Source organism: Aeromonas sp. YN13HZO-058 (assembly GCF_001921245.1).
GTDB classification, from domain to species: Bacteria; Pseudomonadota; Gammaproteobacteria; order Enterobacterales; family Aeromonadaceae; genus Aeromonas; species Aeromonas allosaccharophila.
On the sequence record NZ_MQSY01000062.1, the window covers coordinates 151,567 to 173,331 of the forward strand.

Annotated in this window: 22 protein-coding genes; 15 read left to right on the forward strand and 7 right to left on the reverse strand. The window is 58.9% G+C overall.

All coding sequences use genetic code 11. The features are described from left to right. Positions 1 to 21: 21 nt before the first annotated feature. Positions 22 to 549, reverse strand: coding sequence for a GspH/FimT family protein (locus BSP75_RS16600; protein ID WP_075113929.1), 528 nt, complete (start codon positions 547 to 549; stop codon positions 22 to 24). A 98-nt stretch (positions 550 to 647) separates the two neighbouring features. Continuing rightward, positions 648 to 1,307 carry a GspH/FimT family pseudopilin gene (locus BSP75_RS16605; RefSeq protein ID WP_232254377.1) on the reverse strand — a complete coding sequence of 220 codons (660 nt, stop codon included), beginning with the start codon at positions 1,305 to 1,307 and terminating at the stop codon, positions 648 to 650. 23 nt (positions 1,308 to 1,330) lie between these two features. Here BSP75_RS16605 and BSP75_RS16610 point away from each other — a divergent pair, with 23 nt between their 5' ends. The 5 genes from BSP75_RS16610 to BSP75_RS22170 all read left to right on the forward strand — a co-directional run bounded on the left by BSP75_RS16610 (position 1,331) and on the right by BSP75_RS22170 (position 4,838). Further along, positions 1,331 to 2,953 carry an NAD+ synthase gene (locus BSP75_RS16610; RefSeq protein WP_075113930.1) on the forward strand — a complete coding sequence of 541 codons (1,623 nt, stop codon included), beginning with the start codon at positions 1,331 to 1,333 and terminating at the stop codon, positions 2,951 to 2,953. Positions 2,954 to 2,962: 9 nt separating this feature from the next. Next, the gene (glnB, locus tag BSP75_RS16615) at positions 2,963 to 3,301 is read left to right on the forward strand and encodes a nitrogen regulatory protein P-II (RefSeq protein ID WP_005308848.1); all 339 of its coding nucleotides are present in this window, start codon (positions 2,963 to 2,965) and stop codon (positions 3,299 to 3,301) included. 50 nt (positions 3,302 to 3,351) lie between these two features. Continuing rightward, positions 3,352 to 3,954 carry a hypothetical protein gene (locus BSP75_RS16620; protein WP_075113931.1) on the forward strand — a complete coding sequence of 201 codons (603 nt, stop codon included), beginning with the start codon at positions 3,352 to 3,354 and terminating at the stop codon, positions 3,952 to 3,954. Between the two features lie 18 nt (positions 3,955 to 3,972). Further along, complete coding sequence (gene luxS / locus BSP75_RS16625; protein WP_005340462.1) at positions 3,973 to 4,482, forward strand: S-ribosylhomocysteine lyase; 510 nt, start codon at positions 3,973 to 3,975, stop codon at positions 4,480 to 4,482. A 176-nt stretch (positions 4,483 to 4,658) separates the two neighbouring features. Continuing rightward, positions 4,659 to 4,838 carry a DUF5363 family protein gene (locus BSP75_RS22170; RefSeq protein WP_075113932.1) on the forward strand — a complete coding sequence of 60 codons (180 nt, stop codon included), beginning with the start codon at positions 4,659 to 4,661 and terminating at the stop codon, positions 4,836 to 4,838. On the opposite strand, the gene BSP75_RS16635 is transcribed toward BSP75_RS22170, so the two are convergent. After that, a complete protein-coding gene (locus tag BSP75_RS16635) occupies positions 4,807 to 5,433 on the reverse strand; it encodes a type II secretion system protein (RefSeq protein WP_075113933.1) in 627 nt (208 codons plus the stop codon). The two genes, BSP75_RS22170 and BSP75_RS16635, sit on opposite strands and share 32 nt — an antisense overlap. A gap of 41 nt (positions 5,434 to 5,474) precedes the next feature. Here BSP75_RS16635 and BSP75_RS16640 point away from each other — a divergent pair, with 41 nt between their 5' ends. The 7 genes from BSP75_RS16640 to deoD all read left to right on the forward strand — a co-directional run bounded on the left by BSP75_RS16640 (position 5,475) and on the right by deoD (position 12,695). Further along, on the forward strand, positions 5,475 to 6,254 hold the full coding sequence (locus BSP75_RS16640; protein WP_075113934.1) for a TatD family hydrolase: 780 nt from the start codon (positions 5,475 to 5,477) through the stop codon (positions 6,252 to 6,254). A 216-nt stretch (positions 6,255 to 6,470) separates the two neighbouring features. Further along, positions 6,471 to 7,745 (forward strand): NupC/NupG family nucleoside CNT transporter, encoded by a 1,275-nt coding sequence (locus tag BSP75_RS16645; protein WP_058053950.1) that lies wholly within the window; start codon positions 6,471 to 6,473, stop codon positions 7,743 to 7,745. Positions 7,746 to 7,870: 125 nt separating this feature from the next. After that, entirely contained in the window at positions 7,871 to 8,041 is a 171-nt protein-coding gene (locus tag BSP75_RS16650) for a XapX domain-containing protein (protein ID WP_005340467.1), read from the forward strand. Positions 8,042 to 8,465: 424 nt separating this feature from the next. Then, positions 8,466 to 9,239, forward strand: a complete 774-nt coding sequence (gene deoC / locus BSP75_RS16655) for a deoxyribose-phosphate aldolase (protein WP_075113935.1) — start codon at positions 8,466 to 8,468, stop codon at positions 9,237 to 9,239. A 109-nt stretch (positions 9,240 to 9,348) separates the two neighbouring features. Continuing rightward, entirely contained in the window at positions 9,349 to 10,680 is a 1,332-nt protein-coding gene (gene deoA / locus BSP75_RS16660) for a thymidine phosphorylase (protein WP_042656279.1), read from the forward strand. A 14-nt stretch (positions 10,681 to 10,694) separates the two neighbouring features. Then, positions 10,695 to 11,903 (forward strand): phosphopentomutase, encoded by a 1,209-nt coding sequence (locus tag BSP75_RS16665; RefSeq protein ID WP_075113936.1) that lies wholly within the window; start codon positions 10,695 to 10,697, stop codon positions 11,901 to 11,903. Positions 11,904 to 11,978: 75 nt separating this feature from the next. Then, entirely contained in the window at positions 11,979 to 12,695 is a 717-nt protein-coding gene (deoD, locus tag BSP75_RS16670; RefSeq protein WP_033135484.1) for a purine-nucleoside phosphorylase, read from the forward strand. A 75-nt stretch (positions 12,696 to 12,770) separates the two neighbouring features. Here the strand turns inward: deoD and BSP75_RS16675 are convergent, their stop codons facing one another. Together BSP75_RS16675 and BSP75_RS16680 are read right to left on the reverse strand one after the other, a co-directional pair. Then, entirely contained in the window at positions 12,771 to 14,636 is a 1,866-nt protein-coding gene (locus BSP75_RS16675) for a diguanylate cyclase (RefSeq protein WP_075113937.1), read from the reverse strand. A 66-nt stretch (positions 14,637 to 14,702) separates the two neighbouring features. Beyond that, the gene (locus BSP75_RS16680; RefSeq protein WP_075113938.1) at positions 14,703 to 15,314 is read right to left on the reverse strand and encodes an AhpA/YtjB family protein; all 612 of its coding nucleotides are present in this window, start codon (positions 15,312 to 15,314) and stop codon (positions 14,703 to 14,705) included. A gap of 120 nt (positions 15,315 to 15,434) precedes the next feature. On the opposite strand from BSP75_RS16680, the gene serB reads away from it, so the two are divergent. Next, positions 15,435 to 16,445 carry a phosphoserine phosphatase SerB gene (gene serB / locus BSP75_RS16685; protein ID WP_075113939.1) on the forward strand — a complete coding sequence of 337 codons (1,011 nt, stop codon included), beginning with the start codon at positions 15,435 to 15,437 and terminating at the stop codon, positions 16,443 to 16,445. Between the two features lie 28 nt (positions 16,446 to 16,473). Beyond that, complete coding sequence (locus tag BSP75_RS16690; RefSeq protein ID WP_075113940.1) at positions 16,474 to 17,379, forward strand: alpha/beta fold hydrolase; 906 nt, start codon at positions 16,474 to 16,476, stop codon at positions 17,377 to 17,379. Positions 17,380 to 17,433: 54 nt separating this feature from the next. On the opposite strand, the gene BSP75_RS16695 is transcribed toward BSP75_RS16690, so the two are convergent. Continuing rightward, a complete protein-coding gene (locus BSP75_RS16695) occupies positions 17,434 to 19,812 on the reverse strand; it encodes a PilZ domain-containing protein (protein WP_075113941.1) in 2,379 nt (792 codons plus the stop codon). Between the two features lie 100 nt (positions 19,813 to 19,912). On the opposite strand from BSP75_RS16695, the gene radA reads away from it, so the two are divergent. After that, complete coding sequence (radA, locus tag BSP75_RS16700) at positions 19,913 to 21,280, forward strand: DNA repair protein RadA (protein ID WP_075113942.1); 1,368 nt, start codon at positions 19,913 to 19,915, stop codon at positions 21,278 to 21,280. An 80-nt stretch (positions 21,281 to 21,360) separates the two neighbouring features. Here the strand turns inward: radA and BSP75_RS16705 are convergent, their stop codons facing one another. Further along, positions 21,361 to 21,741, reverse strand: coding sequence for a PilZ domain-containing protein (locus BSP75_RS16705; protein ID WP_042063002.1), 381 nt, complete (start codon positions 21,739 to 21,741; stop codon positions 21,361 to 21,363). Positions 21,742 to 21,765 lie beyond the last annotated feature (24 nt).

The window sequence follows — 21,765 nt, forward strand, 5'->3', positions numbered from 1 at the left end:
TGGGAGAGTAGGGTATAGGGGCTAAGAACAACTCAGCCCCTTTTTTTCGCTTCTGTTTCTACCGGATGGCGAGATGATGATATCGATTCGGGGTGCCTGGTCGCTACAAAACCGGAGCGTCATGTTGGTGCCAATCGCTGTGCCATCCGGGCTAAAACGTACAAATTGTCGATTGGCAGTGACGGTATGTTTTTCAAGAAAGGGTTCTGTTGCTGATAACAAGACATCGCCATTTGCAATATCGAATTGGCGATCCTGATTGGTGTCGATAAAGACAAGCATTCGCTGGGCGCCAGCATGATTTGCGAGTACGCAGCTTTCTTTTGTGGAGTTCCTGACAGGCATGGCAAGACATGCTGTGACTGGTTGCTGCAGTGTGATGGCTTGTCGTTGGCCGAAGATCAGGTGGTCCTGCAGGTTTCTTGTGTAGATGTCGCTGTCGGTAGATGTCAGCAGATTTGCCAATGACGGCAGTCCCAAGGTCAGCAGGATGGTTGTCAGGCTTGCAGATATCAAAAACTCAAGCAGGGTAAATCCATTTCGTGCCATAGCGTATGAGTCCTTGTTCAAAAGAGACTCTAAGCATAGTTATTGGATTGAAATGGATCCTTTTGTGATCGTGTGTGTTTCGCTGTAGTTAACGCTGGTCATGGACATACAGCACCACTTGCCTGGCTATGGGCACGTCCAGCATGCATTACATCAATCGTCACACTATTTTCACCGCTAATACAAAGCGAAAATATAACTTCAATATTGGCTTCATCAGGCGGGACTTCCGTTATGGTGCCGACCGGGTTGAAGCGCAGCGCCTGTGCATCGGCGGAAATGGTCAGTTCTGCAGGAAATTCGGGACTGGCAGCAATAGTTGCTTCGTTACCATTAAGCTTCAGGTCGCCATTAGTATCGATAAAGGCGAGTAGCCGATTCGCACCATGTTGAGCTGCTGGTATGCACTCCTCAGTAGCATTGTTGAGAGTGGTCAGGCAAAGAGTGACGGTCTGCTGGTTGGAGATGGCTTGTTGTCTGGCGTAGTTTAAGTGGTTGAGAAGGCTCTTTTCTTGGGTCGCCAAATTATTGCTGCCAAGCAGGTTAGAGAGGGACGGAATACCAATCCCCAGCAGAATGACGCCCAGCGCAATGGCTATCATCAATTCCATAAGGGTAAATCCGGCGTTTTTCATATCTGCGAAGGCCTGTCGTTCCGTGACTACATACAGCTTATCTCTCCCGCTGATTGCTGTCACATGGTTACGCCCGTCTTGAACTGGCAGATTGCCCCCCTTTTCTTTATCATTCCCCATCATTTTTGATTTTAAGATGCATCGCCATGGCAAAAGCCCTCTCTCTGATGCTTGCCCAGTTGAATCTGATGGTAGGCGCTATCGAAGATAACACTGACAAAGTGCTCGCTGCGGCGGCTCAGGCCGAGCAGCAAGGCGCAGATCTGCTGGTCTGCTCCGAGCTGGCTCTGACCGGCTATCCACCGGAAGATCTGTTGCTGCGTGCCGACCTTATGAGCAGGGTCGAAGCCGCGTTGGCTCGTGTTGCCGAATGGCAGGGCAACTGTGCCATTTTGGTCGGGCATCCCTGGCGTGAAGGGGAGGCGCTCTACAACGCGGCTTCACTGTATGAGCAGGGCAAGCTGATTGCCCGTTACTTCAAGCAGGACTTGCCCAACTACGGGGTATTTGACGAGAAGCGCTACTTCACCGCGGCGACCGAGACCTGCGTGGTACCGTTCCGAGGTCACCAACTGGGGCTGCTCATCTGCGAAGACCTGTGGCAGCCTGGCCCGGCGCTGGCCGCCAAGGCGGCTGGGGCCGAGCTGCTGCTCACCATCAACGCCTCGCCCTACGATCAAGAGAAACCTTGGATCCGCCGCGAACTGATGACCGAGCGCTGCGATCAGACCGATCTGCCGCTGGTCTACCTCAATCAGGTATGTGGTCAGGATGAGCTGATTTTCGACGGCTGCTCCAAGGTGTTCAACAGCCAGGGCGAGCTGACCCACAAGCTGGCCCCGTTTGCCGAAGAGCTGGCGCTGGTGCGTTTTGTCGATGGTCAGCCGGTGAAAGAGTGTGAACCTGCTGCGCCGCTGGAGCCGCTGGCCGAGACCTATCAGGCGCTGGTGCTGGCGGTGCGCGACTATGTCACCAAGAACGGCTTCCACGGCGCCGTGCTGGGCCTCTCCGGCGGCATTGACTCGGCACTGACCCTGGCCATCGCGGCCGATGCCATCGGCGCCGACAAAGTGCAGGCGGTGATGATGCCGTTCCGCTACACAGCCCAGATGAGTGTGGAAGATGCCAAGGAGCAGGCCGAGCGGATGGGTGTTGAGTTCAACATCATCTCCATCGAGCCGATGTTCGAAGGATTTATGACCCAGCTGGCGCCGTTGTTTGAAGGTACCGCTCGCGATACGACCGAAGAGAACCTGCAGGCCCGCTGCCGCGGCGTGCTGCTGATGGCGCTCTCCAACAAGCGTCGTCGTATCGTGCTGACCACTGGCAACAAGAGTGAAATGGCTGTTGGCTATGCCACGCTGTACGGTGACATGGCCGGTGGCTTCGACGTGCTGAAAGATGTGCCCAAGACGCTGGTCTTCAAGTTGTGCGAATATCGCAACTCGGTCGACTATGTGATCCCGCAGCGGGTTATCGACCGCCCCCCTTCAGCGGAACTGGCGCCGGATCAGGTGGATCAGGACAGTCTGCCCCCCTACGACATCCTCGATGCGATCCTCAAGCGTTATGTGGAAGAGGATGCTTCGGTCGCCGATATGGTGGCAGAAGGCTTCGAGGAAGCGGTGGTGCGCAAGGTGATCCGGCTGGTGGATCTCAACGAATACAAGCGCCGTCAGGCGGCGGTCGGGCCCCGCATCACGGCTCGCAACTTTGGTAAGGATCGCCGTTACCCCATTACATCCGGGTTCGGTAAACAGAACTGGTAAGGAGTCACCATGAAGAAGATTGAAGCCATCATCAAACCGTTCAAGCTGGACGATGTGCGCGAGGCCCTGGCCGAGATCGGCATCAACGGCATGACCGTATCCGAAGTCAAAGGCTTCGGCCGCCAGAAGGGCCATACCGAGCTCTATCGCGGTGCAGAGTATATGGTCGACTTCCTGCCGAAAGTGAAGGTGGAGCTGGTGGTGCAGGACGAGGATCTCGATGCCTGTCTGGAAGCGATCCAGAACACCGCCCGTACCGGCAAGATTGGTGATGGCAAGATCTTCGTCTGCGAGGTGGAGCGTGTCATTCGTATCCGTACTGGCGAAGAGAACGAAGACGCGATTTGACCTTGGCGATCTCTTTACCTGACCAGAGGCGCGAAGCGCGACCTCATTTGATGGGGGGGATGCGCTTCGTGGTGGTGGCCAGCCTGTTGGCGGGCCTGACTGCTTGCAGTACCCGTCCACCGGCTCAGCCGGAGAATCTGTGCCAGATCTTTCGGGAGAAGCCGGAGTGGCACAAGGCCGCGCTCAAGATGAACGAGAAGTGGGGGACGCCGATCCATGTGGTGATGGCCATGATGTATCAGGAGTCCTCTTACGTACATGATGCCCAGCCGCCGATGCAGTATTTCCTCTTCATCCCGACCGGGCGGGCCAGTTCGGCTTATGGTTATGCTCAGGTCAAAGATGAAACCTGGGCGGATTACCAGCGGGAAACCGGCAACAGCTGGAGTGACCGCGATGACTTTGCCGACGCCATCGATTTTATGGGTTGGTACACTAACAAAGCCCAGCGGCTCAATGGCACCTCCAAGTGGGATGCCTATGGCCAGTACCTCAACTATCACGAAGGGTGGGGTGGCTACCGGCGTGGCAGCTATCGCAGCAAGGGGTGGTTGATGAAGACCTCTCGCAAGGTGGAAGCTCGCGCCCAGCGCTACGGCGCCCAGTACCGTCAATGCAAGGATCAGCTCTCCCGCGGGGGCTGGTTCTGGTAACTAAAGCAGGAGTCAGAAATGCCGTTATTGGACAGTTTTACCGTTGACCACACCCGTATGGAAGCGCCAGCGGTGCGTGTGGCCAAGACCATGCAGACCCCGAACAAGGACACCATTACCGTGTTCGACCTGCGTTTCTGCGTACCGAATCAGGAGATCCTCTCCGAGCGCGGTATCCATACGCTGGAGCACCTGTTCGCCGGTTTCATGCGTGATCATCTGAACGGCAACGGCGTGGAGATCATCGATATCTCCCCCATGGGTTGCCGTACCGGCTTCTACATGAGCCTGATCGGTGCGCCGGACGAAGCCCGTGTTGGCGCCGCCTGGCAGGCCGCCATGAGCGACGTGCTGACCGTGCAGGATCAGGCCAAGATCCCCGAGCTGAACGAGTATCAGTGCGGCACTTACAGCATGCACTCGCTGGAAGAGGCGCACGCCATCGCCCGTCATGTGCTGGAGCGCGGTATCGGCGTCAACCACAACGACGAGCTGGCCCTGCCGGAAGAGAAGCTGAAGAGTCTGTGAGGCTGATGAGCTGTCGCTCATTGGATAATCTCTTCGGGGACTGTTAAAAGAGCCGGTCAGCCACGCTGACCGGCTCTTTTTATCTCGCGCGATCGCAATAACAGGGACGACTTGCTCCCCTTGCTGACTCTGATTAGGATGGTTTTTGACCTGAACCTGTTGGCGGAGGTGTGACGATGAAAGGGGTATTGCTACGTTGGCTGGCCCGTTATGACGCGTGGTGCGAGGAGTGGGGGCTCACTCAGGAGAACCGGCGCTGCTGCACGCCGGTTCGTTATGATGATGATTCAAGCAAAGAGCGAGCTTGCGCAGAAGAGGCTGAGCTCAATCAAAATTGCGGGTCACGGCACCGGTAACGCTGTTGTACTCGAAGCCGAGGCCATTTGGGTAATCTGGAAAGCGGCCGACAGAATCGCGCAGAATATAGCTGCAGTTATTGTGTGCCTCGTTACCTTCATCTTCATCCGGATGGCTCGGGCCAATCATGGTGGTGAGGTAATCAGCCTGCTTTTGAACAGCGTCAGGCCGATCTGTGGAAGCAACGTTCTGACTGCCATCTAGCAGGTTAGTAAATAGCAACTCGCAATCCTCAGGATTATTGACCGAGATATGGTTGCCGGAGCCGGTCTGATAGGGTGTGTCTACCGGTTTGTAGTAATCCTCTTTTGTCCCCGTCGGCCAACCATATCGATTGATATCCACTTCGCCTTTACCAAAGCTGCTCAAGTTGTAGAGCGCGATCGCTTGTCCCTGCACTTTCACCGCCCAGCCAGCATGGGCCAGCTGTACCGCACTGGCAAAGCTGCCAGCGGTCGCCGAGACCGTGCTTTTCAGGGCATCATCCTTGATATTGATAAAGCGGGGCAGGGCGGTGATGGCCAGGATCCCCAGCACTATGATCACCAGCACCAGTTCAATCAGGGTAAAGCCGTTGTTTCTGTTGTTCATCATGTTCAATGACCCATTAAAGACCGCAAACAGGTGTGAGTGATATGCAGCTAATAGATACCCATTGCCATCTCGACTTTTCGGTGTTTGACCAGGACAGGGAGGCGCTGCTGGCCCGTTGCCGGGCATTGGGGGTGACGGAGTATATCATTCCTGCCATCGCAGAGGATAACTGGACTCGTGTGATGGCACTGGCAGATCAGCACGACGGCCTCTTTTATGGCCTGGGCATACATCCCTGGTATGCCGGTGAGCAGCGGGAGGGTGTGATGGAGCGGCTGCGAACGCTGGTGATGAGCCAACCTGCCGGGCTGGTGGCCATTGGCGAGTGTGGGCTGGATCTGCGCTCTCAGGTGCCGCAGGAAGGGCAATTTGCGCTGTTTGAGGCTCAGATCCGGCTGGCAGCCGATACCGGGCTACCCCTGATGATCCACTCGGTGCGCGCCAATGACACTGTGGTCAAGGTCTTGCGCCGCTTCAAGCCGCCATGTGGCGGGGTGATCCACGCCTTCAGCGGTTCGTTGCAGCAGGCGGAGGCATTCTGGCAACTGGGCTTTCGACTCGGAGTGGGCGGAGTGATCAGTTTTGAGCGCGCGAACAAGACGCGAGAGGTATTTCGGGTCATGCCGCTTGAGGCCCTGGTGCTGGAAACCGACTCGCCCGATATGCCGCTGCAAGGTGAACAAGGCACCCGAAATACCCCGGAAGCGCTGCCGAAAATAGCGGAAATATTGATGACGTTGCGGGGGGAATCATCGGTGGATGTTGCAAAGGTGTTATTTGAAACTGCCCGACACATTTTCCATCACGATCAATTGCCATGAAACAAACCCGCAACACATGATTAAGTTATCAGGAAAAAAAACGAGCGTAAAAATCGTTTGCTGTCTAATTTTGTGACACTTGGACATTTTGATAACGATAAAATGTGACCAGCATTCTATTTTATCGGACTTTAATTAGTATAATGCGCTCCCCTTGATTAGTTGGGTTTAATAACAACTCGCTAACAAGCCAGGTGCTACTAGAGGAAGATAATAATGAATTTGTTCATGGGTCTGGTAGGGATGGCGACGCTCGTCCTTATCGCGGTGCTGTTCTCCAGCAATCGCAAGGCAATCAACGTGCGTACCGTTGTCGGTGCGTTCGTAATTCAAGCCGGTCTGGGTGCGTTCGTACTCTATGTGCCGGTTGGTCGCGATATCCTGGTCGGTGTGTCCGACGCGGTATCCAGCGTGATCAGCTACGGCCAGAACGGGATCGAATTCCTGTTCGGCGGTCTGGTCAGCAACAAGATGTTTGAAGTGTTCGGTGGCGGCGGCTTTATCTTTGCCTTCCGTGTTCTGCCGGTCATCATCTTCTTCTCTTCCCTGATTGCCGTGCTCTACTACCTGGGCATCATGCAGGTTGTCATCAAGTTGCTGGGCGGTGGCCTGCAGAAAGTGCTGGGCACTTCCCGCACCGAATCCCTGTCAGCCACTGCCAACATCTTCGTAGGCCAGACTGAAGCGCCGCTGGTGGTTCGTCCCTACATCTCCAAGATGACTGACTCCGAGCTGTTCGCCGTCATGTGTGGTGGTCTGGCTTCCGTTGCCGGTTCAGTACTGGCCGGTTACGCCTCCATGGGCGTCAAGATGGAGTACCTGATTGCTGCCTCCTTCATGGCTGCTCCGGGTGGTCTGCTGTTTGCCAAGCTGCTGGTTCCCGAGACCGAGACCCCGAACTACGACGAAAGCTCTGCTGATGCCGAGCTGGACGACAAGCCTGCCAACGTCATTGACGCTGCCGCTGCTGGCGCCTCTGCCGGTATGCAACTGGCCCTGAACGTCGGCGCCATGCTGCTGGCCTTCATCGGTCTGATCGCTATGATCAACGGCATCTTCTCCGGTGTGGGTGGCTGGTTTGGTTATCCGCAGCTCTCCCTGGAACTGCTGCTGGGCTGGATCTTCTCCCCGCTGGCCTTCCTGATCGGTGTGCCCTGGAATGAAGCCATCGTGGCGGGTTCCTTCATCGGTCAGAAGCTGGTGGTGAACGAGTTTGTTGCCTACCTGAACTTCGCTCCGTACCTGAAAGATGAAGTGCTGATCAACGGCGTGGCCATGTCTGCCCACACCAAGGCGATCATCTCCTTTGCCCTGTGTGGTTTTGCCAACCTCTCCTCCGTTGCCATCCTGCTGGGTGGTCTGGGGTCGATGGCACCGAACCGCCGCGGCACCATTGCACGCTTTGGTCTGAAAGCCGTACTGGCTGGCTCTCTGTCCAACCTGATGTCTGCCACTATCGCAGGCTTCTTCCTGGCTCTCTCCGCCATGTAATAGCGGCCTGATTGACAGGGTATAAACACGAACGCCACGGCATCTGCCGTGGCGTTCGCGTATGGATCGGTGACAACCGTTTTCCTATCTAAACTAATAATAAAATGAGTCAAATCGGAGGTTATATGAATGAAGTGCTACTGGCGATGGTGGCTGGCTTTATAGTCGGTTTGTTGTTTTCTTTCCTCAAATTGCCGATCCCGGCACCACCCGTTTTGTCCGGGGTAATGGGGATCGTCGGGGTCTATCTGGGGGGATTGGCCTACTCCTGGATCCTGACTCGCTTCTTTTCGTAAGGCTTTTTTAGACCTGGATTTGCCAGATGTGAGGTACCTCTGAAATTGGCAAATCCGGCTTGCAAACAGGGGGTATCTCGGCTGAAATAGGCGTTGCCAGCAGGGTGCTGGCAATGACTAATACTCGATGAAATCGGGTGTTGGCGGTCAAATGGAATTGATTGGGAAGTCGGGTCAGATGTTGTCGGCCTTTCTCAAGTCTTCATGGAACCAAGTCCGCACTTTTGTAAGAAAGTGACAGGGCTCTTGCCTTATTTACAGTCGCAGTGCCTGCAGGGTGCTTTGAATGGCATCCGGATAGTGGCGGTGCCTTCGCACTGTAATTCCATTCCCGTATAGCTGGGGATTACTGCCTGTGCATCCATCGCTGGATGGTCTGGTGGTGCCCGGTTATCTGGATTAAATCGAGACTTTGGAGAACAGAATGACTGATCTGAAAGTGGCCGCCCAGCGCGCCCTGAACCTGATGGACCTGACCACCCTGAACGATGACGACACCGATCAGAAGGTGATCGACCTGTGCCGCAAGGCCAAGTCACCGGCTGGCCTGACTGCCGCCGTCTGCATCTATCCCCGTTTTATCCCTATCGCTCGCAAGACCCTGCGTGAGATCGGCGCTGCCGACGTGCGCATTGCGACCGTGACCAACTTCCCTCACGGCAACGACGACATCGAGATCGCCGTGGCCGAAACCCGTGCCGCTGTCGCCTACGGTGCCGACGAAGTGGACGTGGTATTCCCGTACCGTGCCTTCATGGCCGGCAATGAACAGATCGGTTTTGATCTGGTCAAAGCTTGTAAAGAAGCCTGTGGCGCCAACGTGCTGCTGAAAGTGATCATCGAAACTGGCGAGCTGAAAGAAGAGGCGCTGATCCGTCGCGCTTCCGAGATCTGTATCGATGCCGGTGCAGACTTCATCAAGACCTCCACCGGCAAGGTGCCGGTCAATGCGACTCCGGAAGCGGCGCGCATCATGATGGAAGTGATCAAGGCCAAGAATCCGAAAGTCGGCTTCAAGCCTGCTGGTGGCGTGAAAGATGCAGCCGTTGCCGGTCAGTACCTGGCCATGGCTGAAGAGATCCTCGGCAAGGACTGGGTATCTGCCCGCACCTTCCGCTTCGGCGCATCCAGCCTGCTGGCCAGCTTGCTGGCCACCCTGGGGCACGGCGACAAGCCGGCCAACACCAGCGGTTACTAATAAGTTGATGAGAGGGCGGGGGACTCCCGCCCTGTCAGGCCCCCACCACTCGGTGTGCGGGCAAGGATCCAGGCTTGTTTGACGCCAGCAATGGCGGAGGGAATGAAAGATGTTTTTGCCTCAAGAAATTATTCGCAAGAAGCGCAACGGTGAAGCGCTCAGTACCCAAGAGATTCAATTCTTCATTCAGGGCATTACCAACAACACCATCGGCGAGGGGCAGATTGCTGCGCTGGCGATGGCGGTCTACTTCAAAGACATGACCATGGATGAGCGGGTTGCCCTGACTTGCGCCATGCGTGACTCCGGCATGGTACTGACCTGGGATCACCTGAACCTGGGTGGCCCGATTGTCGACAAACACTCCACCGGCGGTGTGGGTGATGTGGTCTCTCTGATGCTTGGCCCGATGGTCGCTGCCTGCGGCGGTTTCGTGCCGATGATCTCCGGCCGTGGCCTGGGCCACACCGGCGGTACACTGGACAAGCTGGATGCCATTCCCGGCTACCAGACCTCGGTCGACAATGATCGTTTCCTGAAAGTGGTGAAAGAGGCGGGTGTCGCCATCATCGGCCAGACCGGCGATCTCGCTCCGGCTGACAAGCGTATCTATGCAGTACGGGACATCACCGCCACCGTCGAATCCATCGCCATGATCACCGGCTCCATCCTCTCCAAGAAGCTTGCCTCCGGGCTCGAAGCACTGGTAATGGATGTGAAAGTGGGTTCCGGCGCCTTTATGCCGACCTTCGAAGCGTCCGAAGAGCTGGCCAAGAGCATCGTGGCCGTGGCCAACGGTGCCGGTTGCCGCACCTCTGCGCTGCTCACCGACATGAACCAGGTGCTGGCCTCCAGCGCCGGTAACGCGGTGGAAGTGCGCGAAGCGGTGCGCTACCTGACCGGTGAATACCGCAACCCGCGCATCCACGAAGTGACCATGGCGCTGTGCGCCGAGATGCTGATCTCCGCCGGTCTGGCCAGCGACGACAGCGATGCCCGCCGCAAACTGCAGGCGGTGCTGGATAACGGCAAGGCTGCCGAGATCTTCGGTCGCATGGTTACTGGCTTGGGTGGTCCGGCCGATTTCATGGAGCGTTACGATGCTTACCTGCCGAAAGCGGCCATCGTGCGTCCGGTGTTTGCGGCCAACAGCGGTTTCGTGACCGCCATGGATACCCGCGAGCTGGGTCTGGCCGTGGTGGCGATGGGCGGTGGTCGCCGCGCTGCCGGTGACAAACTTGATTATGCGGTCGGTCTGACCGACTTTATCCGCCTGGGTCAAAGCGTCGATGCTGACAAGCCGATCGCGATGATCCACGCTCAGACTGAAGAGCAATATGCTCAGGCTGCCAGCATGGTGCAGGCGGCTGTCCGGATTGGTGGCGAGCGGCCACAGGCTCTGCCTGAAGTGTACCGCCGTATCACCCTGGCTGATTTGTAACAAGGGGAAGACCCATGAAACGTACCTTTATTCTGATGATGGACTCTTTCGGTATTGGCGCTGCTGCCGACGCCGAGAAGTTCGGAGATGTGGGCGCCAACACCCTTGGCCATATCGCCAAGGCGTGTGCGGCAGGTGAAATTGAAGGCCGCGGTGCCCTCAATCTGCCCAACCTCAACAAGCTGGGTCTGGGCCACGCTTGCGAGCAGGCCTCCGGCTACTTCCCGGAAGGGCTGAAGAAAGATATCGAGGTGGTCGGTGCCTACGGCTTTGCTCAGGAACTCTCCTCCGGCAAGGATACCCCGTCAGGTCACTGGGAGATCGCCGGTGTGCCCGTGCTGTTCGAGTGGGGCTACTTCAAGGATCACCACAACAGTTTCCCGCAGGAGCTGCTGGACGCCATCGTCGAGAAGGCTGGCCTGCCGGGTTATCTCGGCAACTGCCACGCCTCCGGTACCCAGGTGCTGGATGATCTGGGCGAAGAGCACATGAAGACCGGCAAGCCGATCCTCTACACCTCTGCCGACTCCGTGTTCCAGATTGCCTGCCACGAAGAGACCTACGGCCTCGAGAAGCTCTATGAGCTGTGCCACATCGTGCGCGAGCTGCTGGAGCCCTACAACATCGGCCGCGTGATTGCGCGTCCGTTCGTGGGCACTGGCAAGGGCAACTTCAAGCGTACCGGCAACCGTCACGACTACTCCGTGCTGCCGCCGGCGCCGACCGTGCTGGACTACATGAAAGATGCGGGTGGCCAGGTGGTTTCCATCGGCAAGATCGCCGACATCTATGCCGAGCAGGGCATCACCAAGAAGGTGAAAGGTACAGGTCTGGTTGAGCTATGGGATCGTACTCTGGAAGAGGTGAAAGCAGCCGGTGACAACACCATCGTCTTCACCAACTTTGTGGACTTCGACTCCTCTTACGGCCACCGTCGTGACGTGAAGGGTTACGCCGATGCGCTGGAGTACTTCGACTCCCGCCTGCCGGAGCTGTTCGAGCAGATGCAGGATGGCGACGTGGTGGTGCTGACCGCTGACCACGGTTGCGACCCGACCTGGGGTGGCACCGACCACACCCGTGAATACATTCCGGTGCTGTTCTTCGGCAAGCCGGTCAAGGCTGGCTCCGTCGGTCGTCGCGAGACCTTTGCCGATATCGGCCAGAGCATCGCGGCTTACCACTGTCTGCCGAAACTGGCATACGGTACCAGCTTCCTGTAATTTACCCGCCCGCCACTTCGGCGGCGGGCAATTTATAAAACAATAAAACTCAACCTGTGTGAAGGAATCAAGAGAATGGCAACTCCTCATATCAATGCGAAAGATGGCGCCTTTGCTGATACCGTGCTGATGCCGGGCGACCCCCTGCGCGCCAAGTACATCGCTGAAACTTTCCTGGAGAACGTCGAGCAGATCTGCGACGTGCGCAACATGTTCGGCTTTACCGGTACCTACAAGGGCCGTCGTATCTCCGTCATGGGTCACGGCATGGGTATCCCGTCCTGCTCCATCTACGCAAAAGAGCTGATCACCGATTACGGTGTGAAGACCCTGATCCGCGTGGGCTCCTGCGGTGCCGTGCGTGAAGATGTGAAACTGCGTGACGTGGTGATCGGTATGGGTGCCTGCACCGATTCCAAAGTAAACCGTCTGCGTTTCAAGGATCACGACTTCGCTGCCATCGCTGACTTTGACCTGGTTGCCAATGCTGTTCAGGCTGCCAAGAACAAGGGCACTCCGGTGCGCGTTGGTAACATCTTCTCCGCCGACCTGTTCTACACCCCGGATCCCTCCATGTTCGACGTCATGGAAAAATACGGCATCCTGGGTGTCGAGATGGAAGCGGCCGGTATCTACGGCGTGGCTGCAGAGTACGGTGCCAAGGCACTGACCATCTGCACCGTCTCCGATCATATCCGTACCGGCGAGCAGACCACTGCCGAAGAGCGTCAGCTGACCTTCAACGACATGATCGAGATTGCGCTGGACTCCGTCCTGCTGGGCGACAAGTAATCTGTCGTAGTGGCATGACAAGTGGAATGAAAACGGCGGCCTTCGGGCCGCCGTTTTGCATTTCTGAGGCTGGCGTCATAGGTCGAGGGCGAAGCGCCCCTTGCCTGCCAGCTTGGCCCGATACATGGCGGCATCCGCCCGGTGCAGCAGCTCGTCGATGTGGCAGTGCTGACCATGACGACAGATCGCACCGCCAATGCTGCCCGCCAGCGGTAGCCGGTGGCCAGCCACATCCCAGGGTTCGGCCATGGAGGTCAGCAGCCGTTGGCAGAGGGCTGGCAGCTCCTGCTCCGGGTGGCGCAAGTCGGGCAGTATGATGGTGAACTCGTCGCCTGCGAGGCGGGCCACCATGTCGCCGGGACGCACTTCGGCACAGAGCACGCTGGCGAAGCGATGCAGCAGGGCATCCCCCACATGGTGTCCCAGCCGGTCGTTGATCTCCTTGAAGCCATCCAGATCGAGAAACAGCAGGCCGAGCGCCTCCCCGTCATGGTGTACCCGCTCCAGCTCGCGGGTCAGGCGCAGGGTGAACGCGCGCCGGTTGGGCAGGGTGGTGAGCGGGTCGTGGCTGGCATCATGTTCAAGCTGGCTCTGCAGCGCCTTGAACTGGGTGATATCGGCACCCAGGATATAGATCCCGGCCTCGTCGCCCCGGCTCGGGATCATGGTGATCTTGAGATCGCGCGGGCCGATGGGCAGCTCGAAGCGGTATTCGAAGCTCACCTGCTCCCCCGCCTGTGCCCGGGCTAGATAGGTCATGGCATTGGCATAGGCGGCTTCACCGATCACTTCCCGCGCGCTCATATCCAGCATGCGTTCGGGATCGAGCCCGAAATAGCGGCAGTAAGCCTGATTGGCAAACAGGTAGCGCCCCTCTGGCGAGAGCATGCTGATGGTAACCGGCAGGCCGTCGGTGATGGCGCGCAGTCGGGCACGGTTGCGCTCCACCTCGGCCATCGCGGTGTGCAGTTGCTCGACGGTTGCCGACTGCTCGCGGGTGCGTTCTCGCACCTGCATCGCCAGCCCCAGCTGCAACTGCAGCAGCTTCTCTTCGGCCAGCTTGCGCTCGGTGAGATCGGCAAACACGGCGATCAGGTGGGGGGCCACGGTGCGGCTCTTGCATAGGGTTACGCTCAGTTGTACCCAACAGTGGCGGCCATCTGCACGCAACATCCGCTTCTCCAGCCGGTAGTGCTGACGCTTGCCATCGATCAGCGCCTGGAAGAGCGGCAACTCTCGTGGCAGATCGTCGGGATGGGTCATGGCTTGCCAGGTTTGATTCAGCATCTCCTGTTCGCGATAACCGAGCAGCTGTTGCAGCCCCGGATTGGCTTTGAGCCACACCCCCTCCATAGAGGAGAGCGCCATGCCGACCGCCGACTGGTTGAAAGTTTGGGTGAAGAGATGCTCCTGATCTTCCAGCACGTTGCTGAGGCTGCGTACCTGATGGCGCCGCTCGAGATCGTGCAGGGTGCTCTCGACCAGCAGGCCGAAATCATCGAGATCCTGGCGCTGCGCCTCATCGAGGGTACGCGGCTTGCTGTCTACCAGACAGAGGGTGCCGAGCACCACCCCGTCCAGCGCCCGCAGGGGGCGACCGGCGTAGAACACCACATGGGGTGGGCCGAGCACCAGCGGATTGTCGGCAAAGCGGGGGTCGATACGGGCATCCGGCACCTGCATGATGCCGGGTTGCAAAATGGCGTGGCCACAGAAGGAGTGCTCCCGGCTGATTTCGCACAGCGGGATGCCGGTGCGGGAGAGAAACCACTGGCGATCCACATCGGTCAGGGAGACCAGTGCCACGGGCAGATCAAAATGGCGGCTGATGAGGCGGGTCAGGCGATCCAGCTGGGCGATGGGCTCGCGGTCGAGCAGCCCGAGGATCCGCAGTCGTGCCAGCCGACTCTCTTCATCCACGGGTAAAGTGGGGGCAATCATGCAGCTCTCCTGCTGGTTGTGCCATCAAGGATATATATACAAGGTGGCAGGGGGATCGGCGCCGGTCTACGGCTGATCGGCAGGTTTGCTCTTTTTCTTGTGTTTGCGCACCCGCATGTAGTTGCGGCGCACGCCGTAGGAGATGAGTAGCCCGGCCAGCAGGGCAACCAGCAGCATCAGTCGCTGCTTCTCCTGCACTACTTTGAGCCGGGTATCCTTGTCTGCCAGCAGCTTTTGCTCTTCCAGAGTGATGCGCAGGTAGCCGATGGTCTGAGGGCCATCGAGGATCTCCTGCACGAACTGGATCCGCCCCTTGCCCTGATCCGGCAGCGACTTGTTGTCGCTGCCGATGGGCAGCAGGCTCTCCAGCGGCACCGCCTGCTCCGACTGGGCGAGGGGAATGCCGCGTCCGTCATAGAGGGTGACATCGAGGATCTCCGGCTCGGCCGCCAGATCCCGTGCCAGCCGCTCCAGCTCGCTGCTTTTGTCTTCCTTGATCCAGCGCTTCATGTCGCGGGCGGCATAGGCGACCAGCGCCTGCGCCCGGTTGCGCGCTTCGCTGTGCAGTGACGCCTGGCTTTCACCCTGCATATGGATGAGCACGCCGAGTACCCAGCAGCCGAGCAAAATGCCGGCGGCCAGGCTGAGAACACGTTTGATTGGAAGATGACGCTGCAAGCGTGAGGCCTCATGGTGACAAGGAGTGGCGGGATCTTGGCGCTTGCCTGTACAAAAAGCAATACGCTACTCTGGACCAGCATTGTTAACCCCCTGATCACCAAGGAAGGCGTATCCCTTATGTTGTTGTCCCGGCTCCCCCCTCTGTTATCCGATTGGCCCGCGTTGTTGTCCGGCGCACCCTGCTGGCAGCTCAACGTTGATGCGTTGCAGCCGACAGAGACCCCGCAGGCGGGGGGCTGGCTGGTGCTATTTGGCAAGGGGCTGGGTGCATCCCATCTGGCGCGTCTGTCGCCACTGTTGGCCGCCCAGGGGCTGGCAGCCACCCTCTATCCTCCCAGCGAGGTGGCGGGTGTGCCGCTGCTGCTGCTTGGCTGCGATCGCTTCTCACCCGCGCTGGTGGCCGAGCTCAATAGCGGTGAGTGGGAGATCGATCTCTGTCATTTGCCCGCCCTGCCGACCCTGAGCAAACCCGGCCTGCTGGTGATGGACATGGACTCCACCGCGATCCGCATCGAGTGTATCGACGAGATTGCCCGCCTTGCCGGGGTGGGGGATCAGGTGGCGGCGGTAACGGCCGCGGCCATGCAGGGCAAGCTGGAGTTCTCCGACAGCCTGCGCAACCGGGTGGCCCTGCTGGCAGGGGCGCCAGTCACCATTCTCGACGAGGTGGCCGCCAACATGCCGTGGATGCCCGGCTTGCAGTTGATGGTCGATACCCTCAAAGGGGCGGGTTGGAAGGTGGCCATCGCCTCTGGTGGTTTTACCCGTTTTGCCGGTGAGCTGCAGCAGGCGCTGGGGCTCGACGCCATCTTTGCCAACGAGCTGGCGGTGGAAGAGGAGCAACTGAGCGGCGAGGTGAGCGGGCGGATTGTCGATGCCTCCGTCAAGGCCGAAGTGTTGCAGCAGTTGGCGCAGGAGTACGGTATTGCTGCCGCCCAGACTGTGGCCATCGGCGATGGCGCCAACGATCTCAAGATGATGGGGGTAGCCGGGCTTGGCATTGCCATTCACGCCAAACCGCTGGTGCGGGCGCAGGCGGCGGCCACCCTCAATCATCACGATCTGGAAGGGGTGATCTGCCTGTTGGCGGCACGGGCCTGCAGCGAGCGGCGTTGGGACCAGCGCTGATCGTGTTTCAAGGAGGAAACCCATAAAAATGGAATTGTTGCAGCAGTCTCTGTTTATCCCCTGTGGCGCCCATCAACTGCATGTTCGCCACATCAAACCCCGGGTCGCCGTGCATGGCGAGCCGATCCTGATGGTGCACGGCGCCATAGAGAACGGCCGGATCTTCTACACCGAATCGGGCAAGGGGCTGGCCTGCTTTCTGGCCCGCCACGGCTATCAGGTCTATGTGGCTGATTTGCGGGGGCGGGGGCTCAGCACTCCGGCCATCGCCGAGCAGGCGGAGCACGGTCAGCACGAACTGATCACCGAGGATCTGCCCACCCTGCACCGCTGGATTGCCGCGCGCCATCACGGTTTCAAGGTACACTGGGTGGCCCACTCCTGGGGTGGCGTCATCATGGCCTCGACTCTGGTGCGTTTCCCCGAGTTGGCGGATCAGGTGGCCAGCCTGCTGTTCTTTGGCACCAAGCGCGGAGTGTCGGTGCACAATCCCGAGCGCTGGCTGAAGGTGGATCTGATCTGGAACCGGTTGGCCCCCTGGCTGGCCCGCCGCCACGGTTTTCTGGCGGCTCGCAATCTGAAGATTGGTGCTGACGACGAGCCGCTGCGCTATCTGCAGGAGACCATCCCCTGGGTCAAGTGCGGCCCCTGGCAGGATCCCCACGACGGTTTTGCCTATGACGAGGCGGCGGCGCGGGTCAACTGGCCGCCGCTCTGGATGATCTCGGCCAAAGCGGACAAGGTGCTGGGTCACCCGACCGATGTGCGCCGTTTCAGCGCCGAGATGGGCTCGGCCACCCGCCACACCCGTCTGGGGCGGGATAATGGCAACCGCCTCGATTATGACCACATCAACATGCTGACCGCCCCGCAGGCGCAGGAGGATCACTTCCCCCAGATCCTTGACTGGCTGCTCAATCCGCAGACGGCATGACAAGAAACAGGGCGCATCGAGCGCCCTGTGTCATTTGGGGATGTTTCGGGATGTTCAGTTCAGCGGCGGCGTGATGCCAAAGCGGAACAGGGTGGCCCGGGTGGTATCGGTCAGCTCGCCGACCCCCACCACGCTCCACAGCTCCTCTTCCAGCTTTTTGGCCTTGTGGATCGCGAACTTGGCGATGTAGTCCAGCTCGTTGGCTATGAAGTTGGTGTCGGGCCGCCCGGTGCGGGAGATGCCGACCAGTACCGAGTAAAACTCTCCCTGTTGTTGTGCCAGTTCGATGAACTGGCGCTTCTCCTGACTGCTGACAAAGCTGCTGGCCAGTCGGCTGTTGAAGATGGGCAGGCCCGCCTTGGTCTGGATGCTGGCGATGTAGACCTCGTCTTCTCTCGGTTTGTCCTCCCGCTCGATGGCGCGCAGCGGGTTCATCAGCAGCTCCTTGAGCAGTTCCCCCTGAAACAGCGGGTAGAGGTTCTCCTGTTCCGGCAGCTCGGCACAGGCTTGCAGCAGCCGCTGCAGACTGCGCGGTTGCAGCGACTTGCCGATGGAAGCCGGTTTGGGCGCCCCTTTCAGCTTGTTGACGTAGACCGGCGAGTTGAACAGGTGATGGGTGTAGATGTTGCGCAGTGCCCGCGCCAGCCCACGATAGCGGCGCTGCTCCTGGGCCGCCTTGAGTTTGTTCTGGTTGCTCTCGATCAGCAGGCTGAAGAACTGGCGGCCGGTGTGGCGATCCGAATCCCCTTCGATGCAGAGGTGCAGCACGGTACGGGTCATGTTGAGGCTGACCAGCCGGTAGGAGAGGTGCTGCAGATCCATGCTCTTGGAGAGCTCCTGCAAGCGGGGCAGGGCGATGGTCACCACATCATTCTTCTCGCCGACGAAGGCCTCTTCCAGCTCGATTTGCAGGCCGTGAGTCGAGATGTCGCGGGTCCAGCCGATCCAGGATTTGCCATTGTGGTGGATGGCGACCGCCGTCTTGTGGATGTAGCGCGACTCTTTGCGCAACTGAACATAGTGCAGGGTCTCGATCTCGAACGGGGCGACGCCCTGCTCGTGGCCAAAGCGCTGCAGCTCGTTGGCGTTGTTGCTGACTCCTTCCTGATGGAACTCTTCCCGCTGGGACTCCTGGCCGATCTCCTGCAGCAGGCCGCAGTAGCCGATCTGCTTGAGCCGCTCGAGCAGCAGGATATCTTGCAACTGCGGGTTGTCCTGCCCCTGCAGTTGGCCCACATCTGCCTCGACCAAATCGCACGCCTCCAGCGAAAATTTGTAGACGCGCCAGCTGGGGCGGCGCGAGCCTACCTGGAAGAAGAGGGCGGTGAGGCCACTCTGGCGCAGCTCCTCGGCGGTCGCGGAGAAGAAGTAGATATGGCTGCGCACCGTGTGGGTAAAGCAGTAGATGATGGCCTCGGTGGTGGTGCCGGGGGCCGGGCAGAGCCGTTTCATCCGTTCGGCGTTGAAGAGGCCCGCGAGGGCATCGCGGTTCTTTTCGTCGCGCCAATACTCCAGCAGGTGCTGGTTGTTCTCGGTACGCAGGGCGATCTCGAGGTTGGGGCTGTCGCCGGTGCCGAAGAAGAGCGGCATGCCGGTCATCCGCGGCAGGTAGAATTGCTCATAGCCCTTGATGATGGCGGCGGAGAGCAGGTAGTCAACGCTGACCCGATAGCGGATCTTGTTGGCCTCGATAAAGTCGCTGAGGAAGGCATCGAAGGCGGGCTGCTCGCCGGAGCGCACCAGTCTCAGCCAATATTTCCCCTCTTTGCTCTCTTCACCGAGTATCTGGTAGCCGACCGGTTGGTGCAGCACCGGATTGGGGGTGTCCCGCTCCAGCCCGGTAAAGAAGACCTCCACCTGGGCGCCGGTGTGGTAGTTGGGCAGATAGGGGACTGAGACCCGCATGCCTCCAAGTGATAGGTCAGAACTCTTGGCGAACAGCTTCTCACCGTCCTGAAACTTGATCAGTACCGGCGAGCTGAAGTGCATCCGCTCCTGACGGCGGCCGTAGTAGCTGGCAAAAGCGATGGTATTGACGTCATATTGCCGGAAGGGGCTGGCAGGGGGAGAGAGCTGGCCATCCACACGAGCGTTGTGGTGCTGTTTTTGCCACTGTTGCAGCGCCTCGTAGACGCCGAGAGTATAGATATCGCGGTAGAGATAGCATTGGGACTGAAACAGGCCGATCGCCTCGGCGGGCATGAAGTGGGTGATGCCGTCGAATTCATGCACCAGGCACTCATCCCCCAGCTCATCGCGCATGTCGATGACCCTGCGGCAGGGTGAGCACTTGCGCTTGAGCTCCATCTTGATCAGAAAACGGCTGTTGCTGTTTTCCTCCTGGGTCATGCGGTTGAAGATCTCGTCGAAATCTTTCTCCCGCAGCAAGGGGACGAGTTGTTCAATCAGATGTTGCTGGTGTTCTGAATCCATGTGTTCCTGCCACGGAAAGTCACTTTTCCGATTCTGGGTTTGATCTGTCGGTCGCAAACAAGTATATCAAGCAGGAATTCATCCTGTCCCCGAGTTATCAATGGCCAAAAATAAAACTGCTTATGTTTGTTCCGAATGTGGTGCCGACTTCACACGCTGGCAAGGTCAATGCAGCGAGTGCAAGGAGTGGAATACCATCACCGAGGTGCGTCTCGGGTCGGTAAGCCCTGCTGGCAAGAGTGCCCGATACACCGGTTATGCCGGCGCGGTCGGCAGTCAGGTGCAAACACTGGCAGAGATCGCCACCACTGAAATCCCCCGTTTTACCTCCGGTTTCAAGGAGCTGGATCGGGTGCTTGGCGGCGGCGTGGTGCCCGGTTCGGCCATTCTGATCGGCGGCAACCCGGGGGCGGGCAAGTCGACCTTGCTGCTGCAGACCATGTGTGGTCTGGCCGAGCGGATGAAAACCCTCTATGTCACCGGTGAGGAGTCGCTGCAGCAGGTGGCGATGCGGGCCAACCGCCTCGGGCTGCTCACCGACAAGCTGCGGATGCTCTCCGAGACCAGCGTCGAGCAGATTTGCCTGATTGCTCAGCAGGAGCAGCCGCAGATCATGGTGATCGACTCCATTCAGGTGATGCATGTGGCGGATGTGCAATCGTCCCCCGGTTCGGTCTCACAGGTGCGTGAGGCGGCGGCGCTGCTGACCCGCTACGCCAAGCAGAACCATGTGGCTATCTTCATGGTGGGTCACGTGACCAAGGATGGCAGTCTGGCAGGCCCCAAGGTACTGGAGCACTGCATCGACTGTTCGGTGCTGCTTGATGGCGGCCATGACTCCCGTTTTCGCACCCTGCGCTCCCACAAGAACCGCTTCGGCGCGGTCAACGAGCTGGGGGTCTTTGCCATGACCGAGCAGGGGATGCGCGAGGTGAGCAACCCCTCCGCCATCTTCCTCAGTCGGGGGCAGGAGCAGGCGCCCGGCTCCATCGTCATGGTGATCTGGGAGGGTACCCGACCGCTGCTGGTGGAGTTGCAGGCGCTGGTGGACTACTCCCAGCTCTCCAACCCGCGCCGGGTGGCGGTGGGGATGGATCACAACCGGCTTGCCATGCTGCTGGCGGTGCTGCACCGTCACGGCGGCCTGCAGATGGCGGATCAGGATGTCTTCATCAACGTGGTCGGCGGGGTCAAGGTCGAGGAGACCAGTGCGGATCTGGCGCTGCTGCTGGCGATGGTCTCCAGTTTCCGGGATCAGGCACTGCCCAAGGATCTGGTGGTATTTGGCGAAGTGGGCCTTTCCGGTGAAATTCGCCCGGTGCCGTCCGGTCAGGAGCGGTTGCAGGAAGCGGCAAAGCACGGTTTCCGTCGCGCCATCGTGCCGCACGCCAATGCCCCCAAGCACCCCATCGAAGGGATGGAAGTGGTGCCGGTCAAGAAGCTGTCCGAGGCACTCGAGGCGCTGTAATCGTCCCGCATTGCAATCGATACAACCGAACAACAAAAAAGAGCGCCTCGGCGCTCTTTTTTATAGGCTGGAACCTGCCATCAGGGCTGGCTATGTTCCAGATGCTCGCTCAGCAGTTGCTCCAGCTCGCGGTGGAGCAGTTCTTCGTCGCCGACGTTGAGCTCGATCATCCGCTTGAGGTGGGTGGCGCTGTCGATATCGATGTGGTGGCAGTAGAAGCCCAGCTTCTTGCTGGCCTCGTGGGTCAGCTCGACCTGCATCTTGATCTCGATATCGCTACCGCTTAGCACAAAGCTGAGCTGGTACTCCTTGTTGTCACGACTCTCCCAGTCGTCGGGGCGGATCAACAGGGCTCCCTGCAAGGAGACATCGACCAGCTGAGTCTGCCACTTCTGTTCCCCCTGAGTTAGTTCTGCCATGGTCAAGTAGAGGATCCGTGCAAAACGGCGGCGCTCAGACATGCTCATCTCCTGTATGCAATAAGT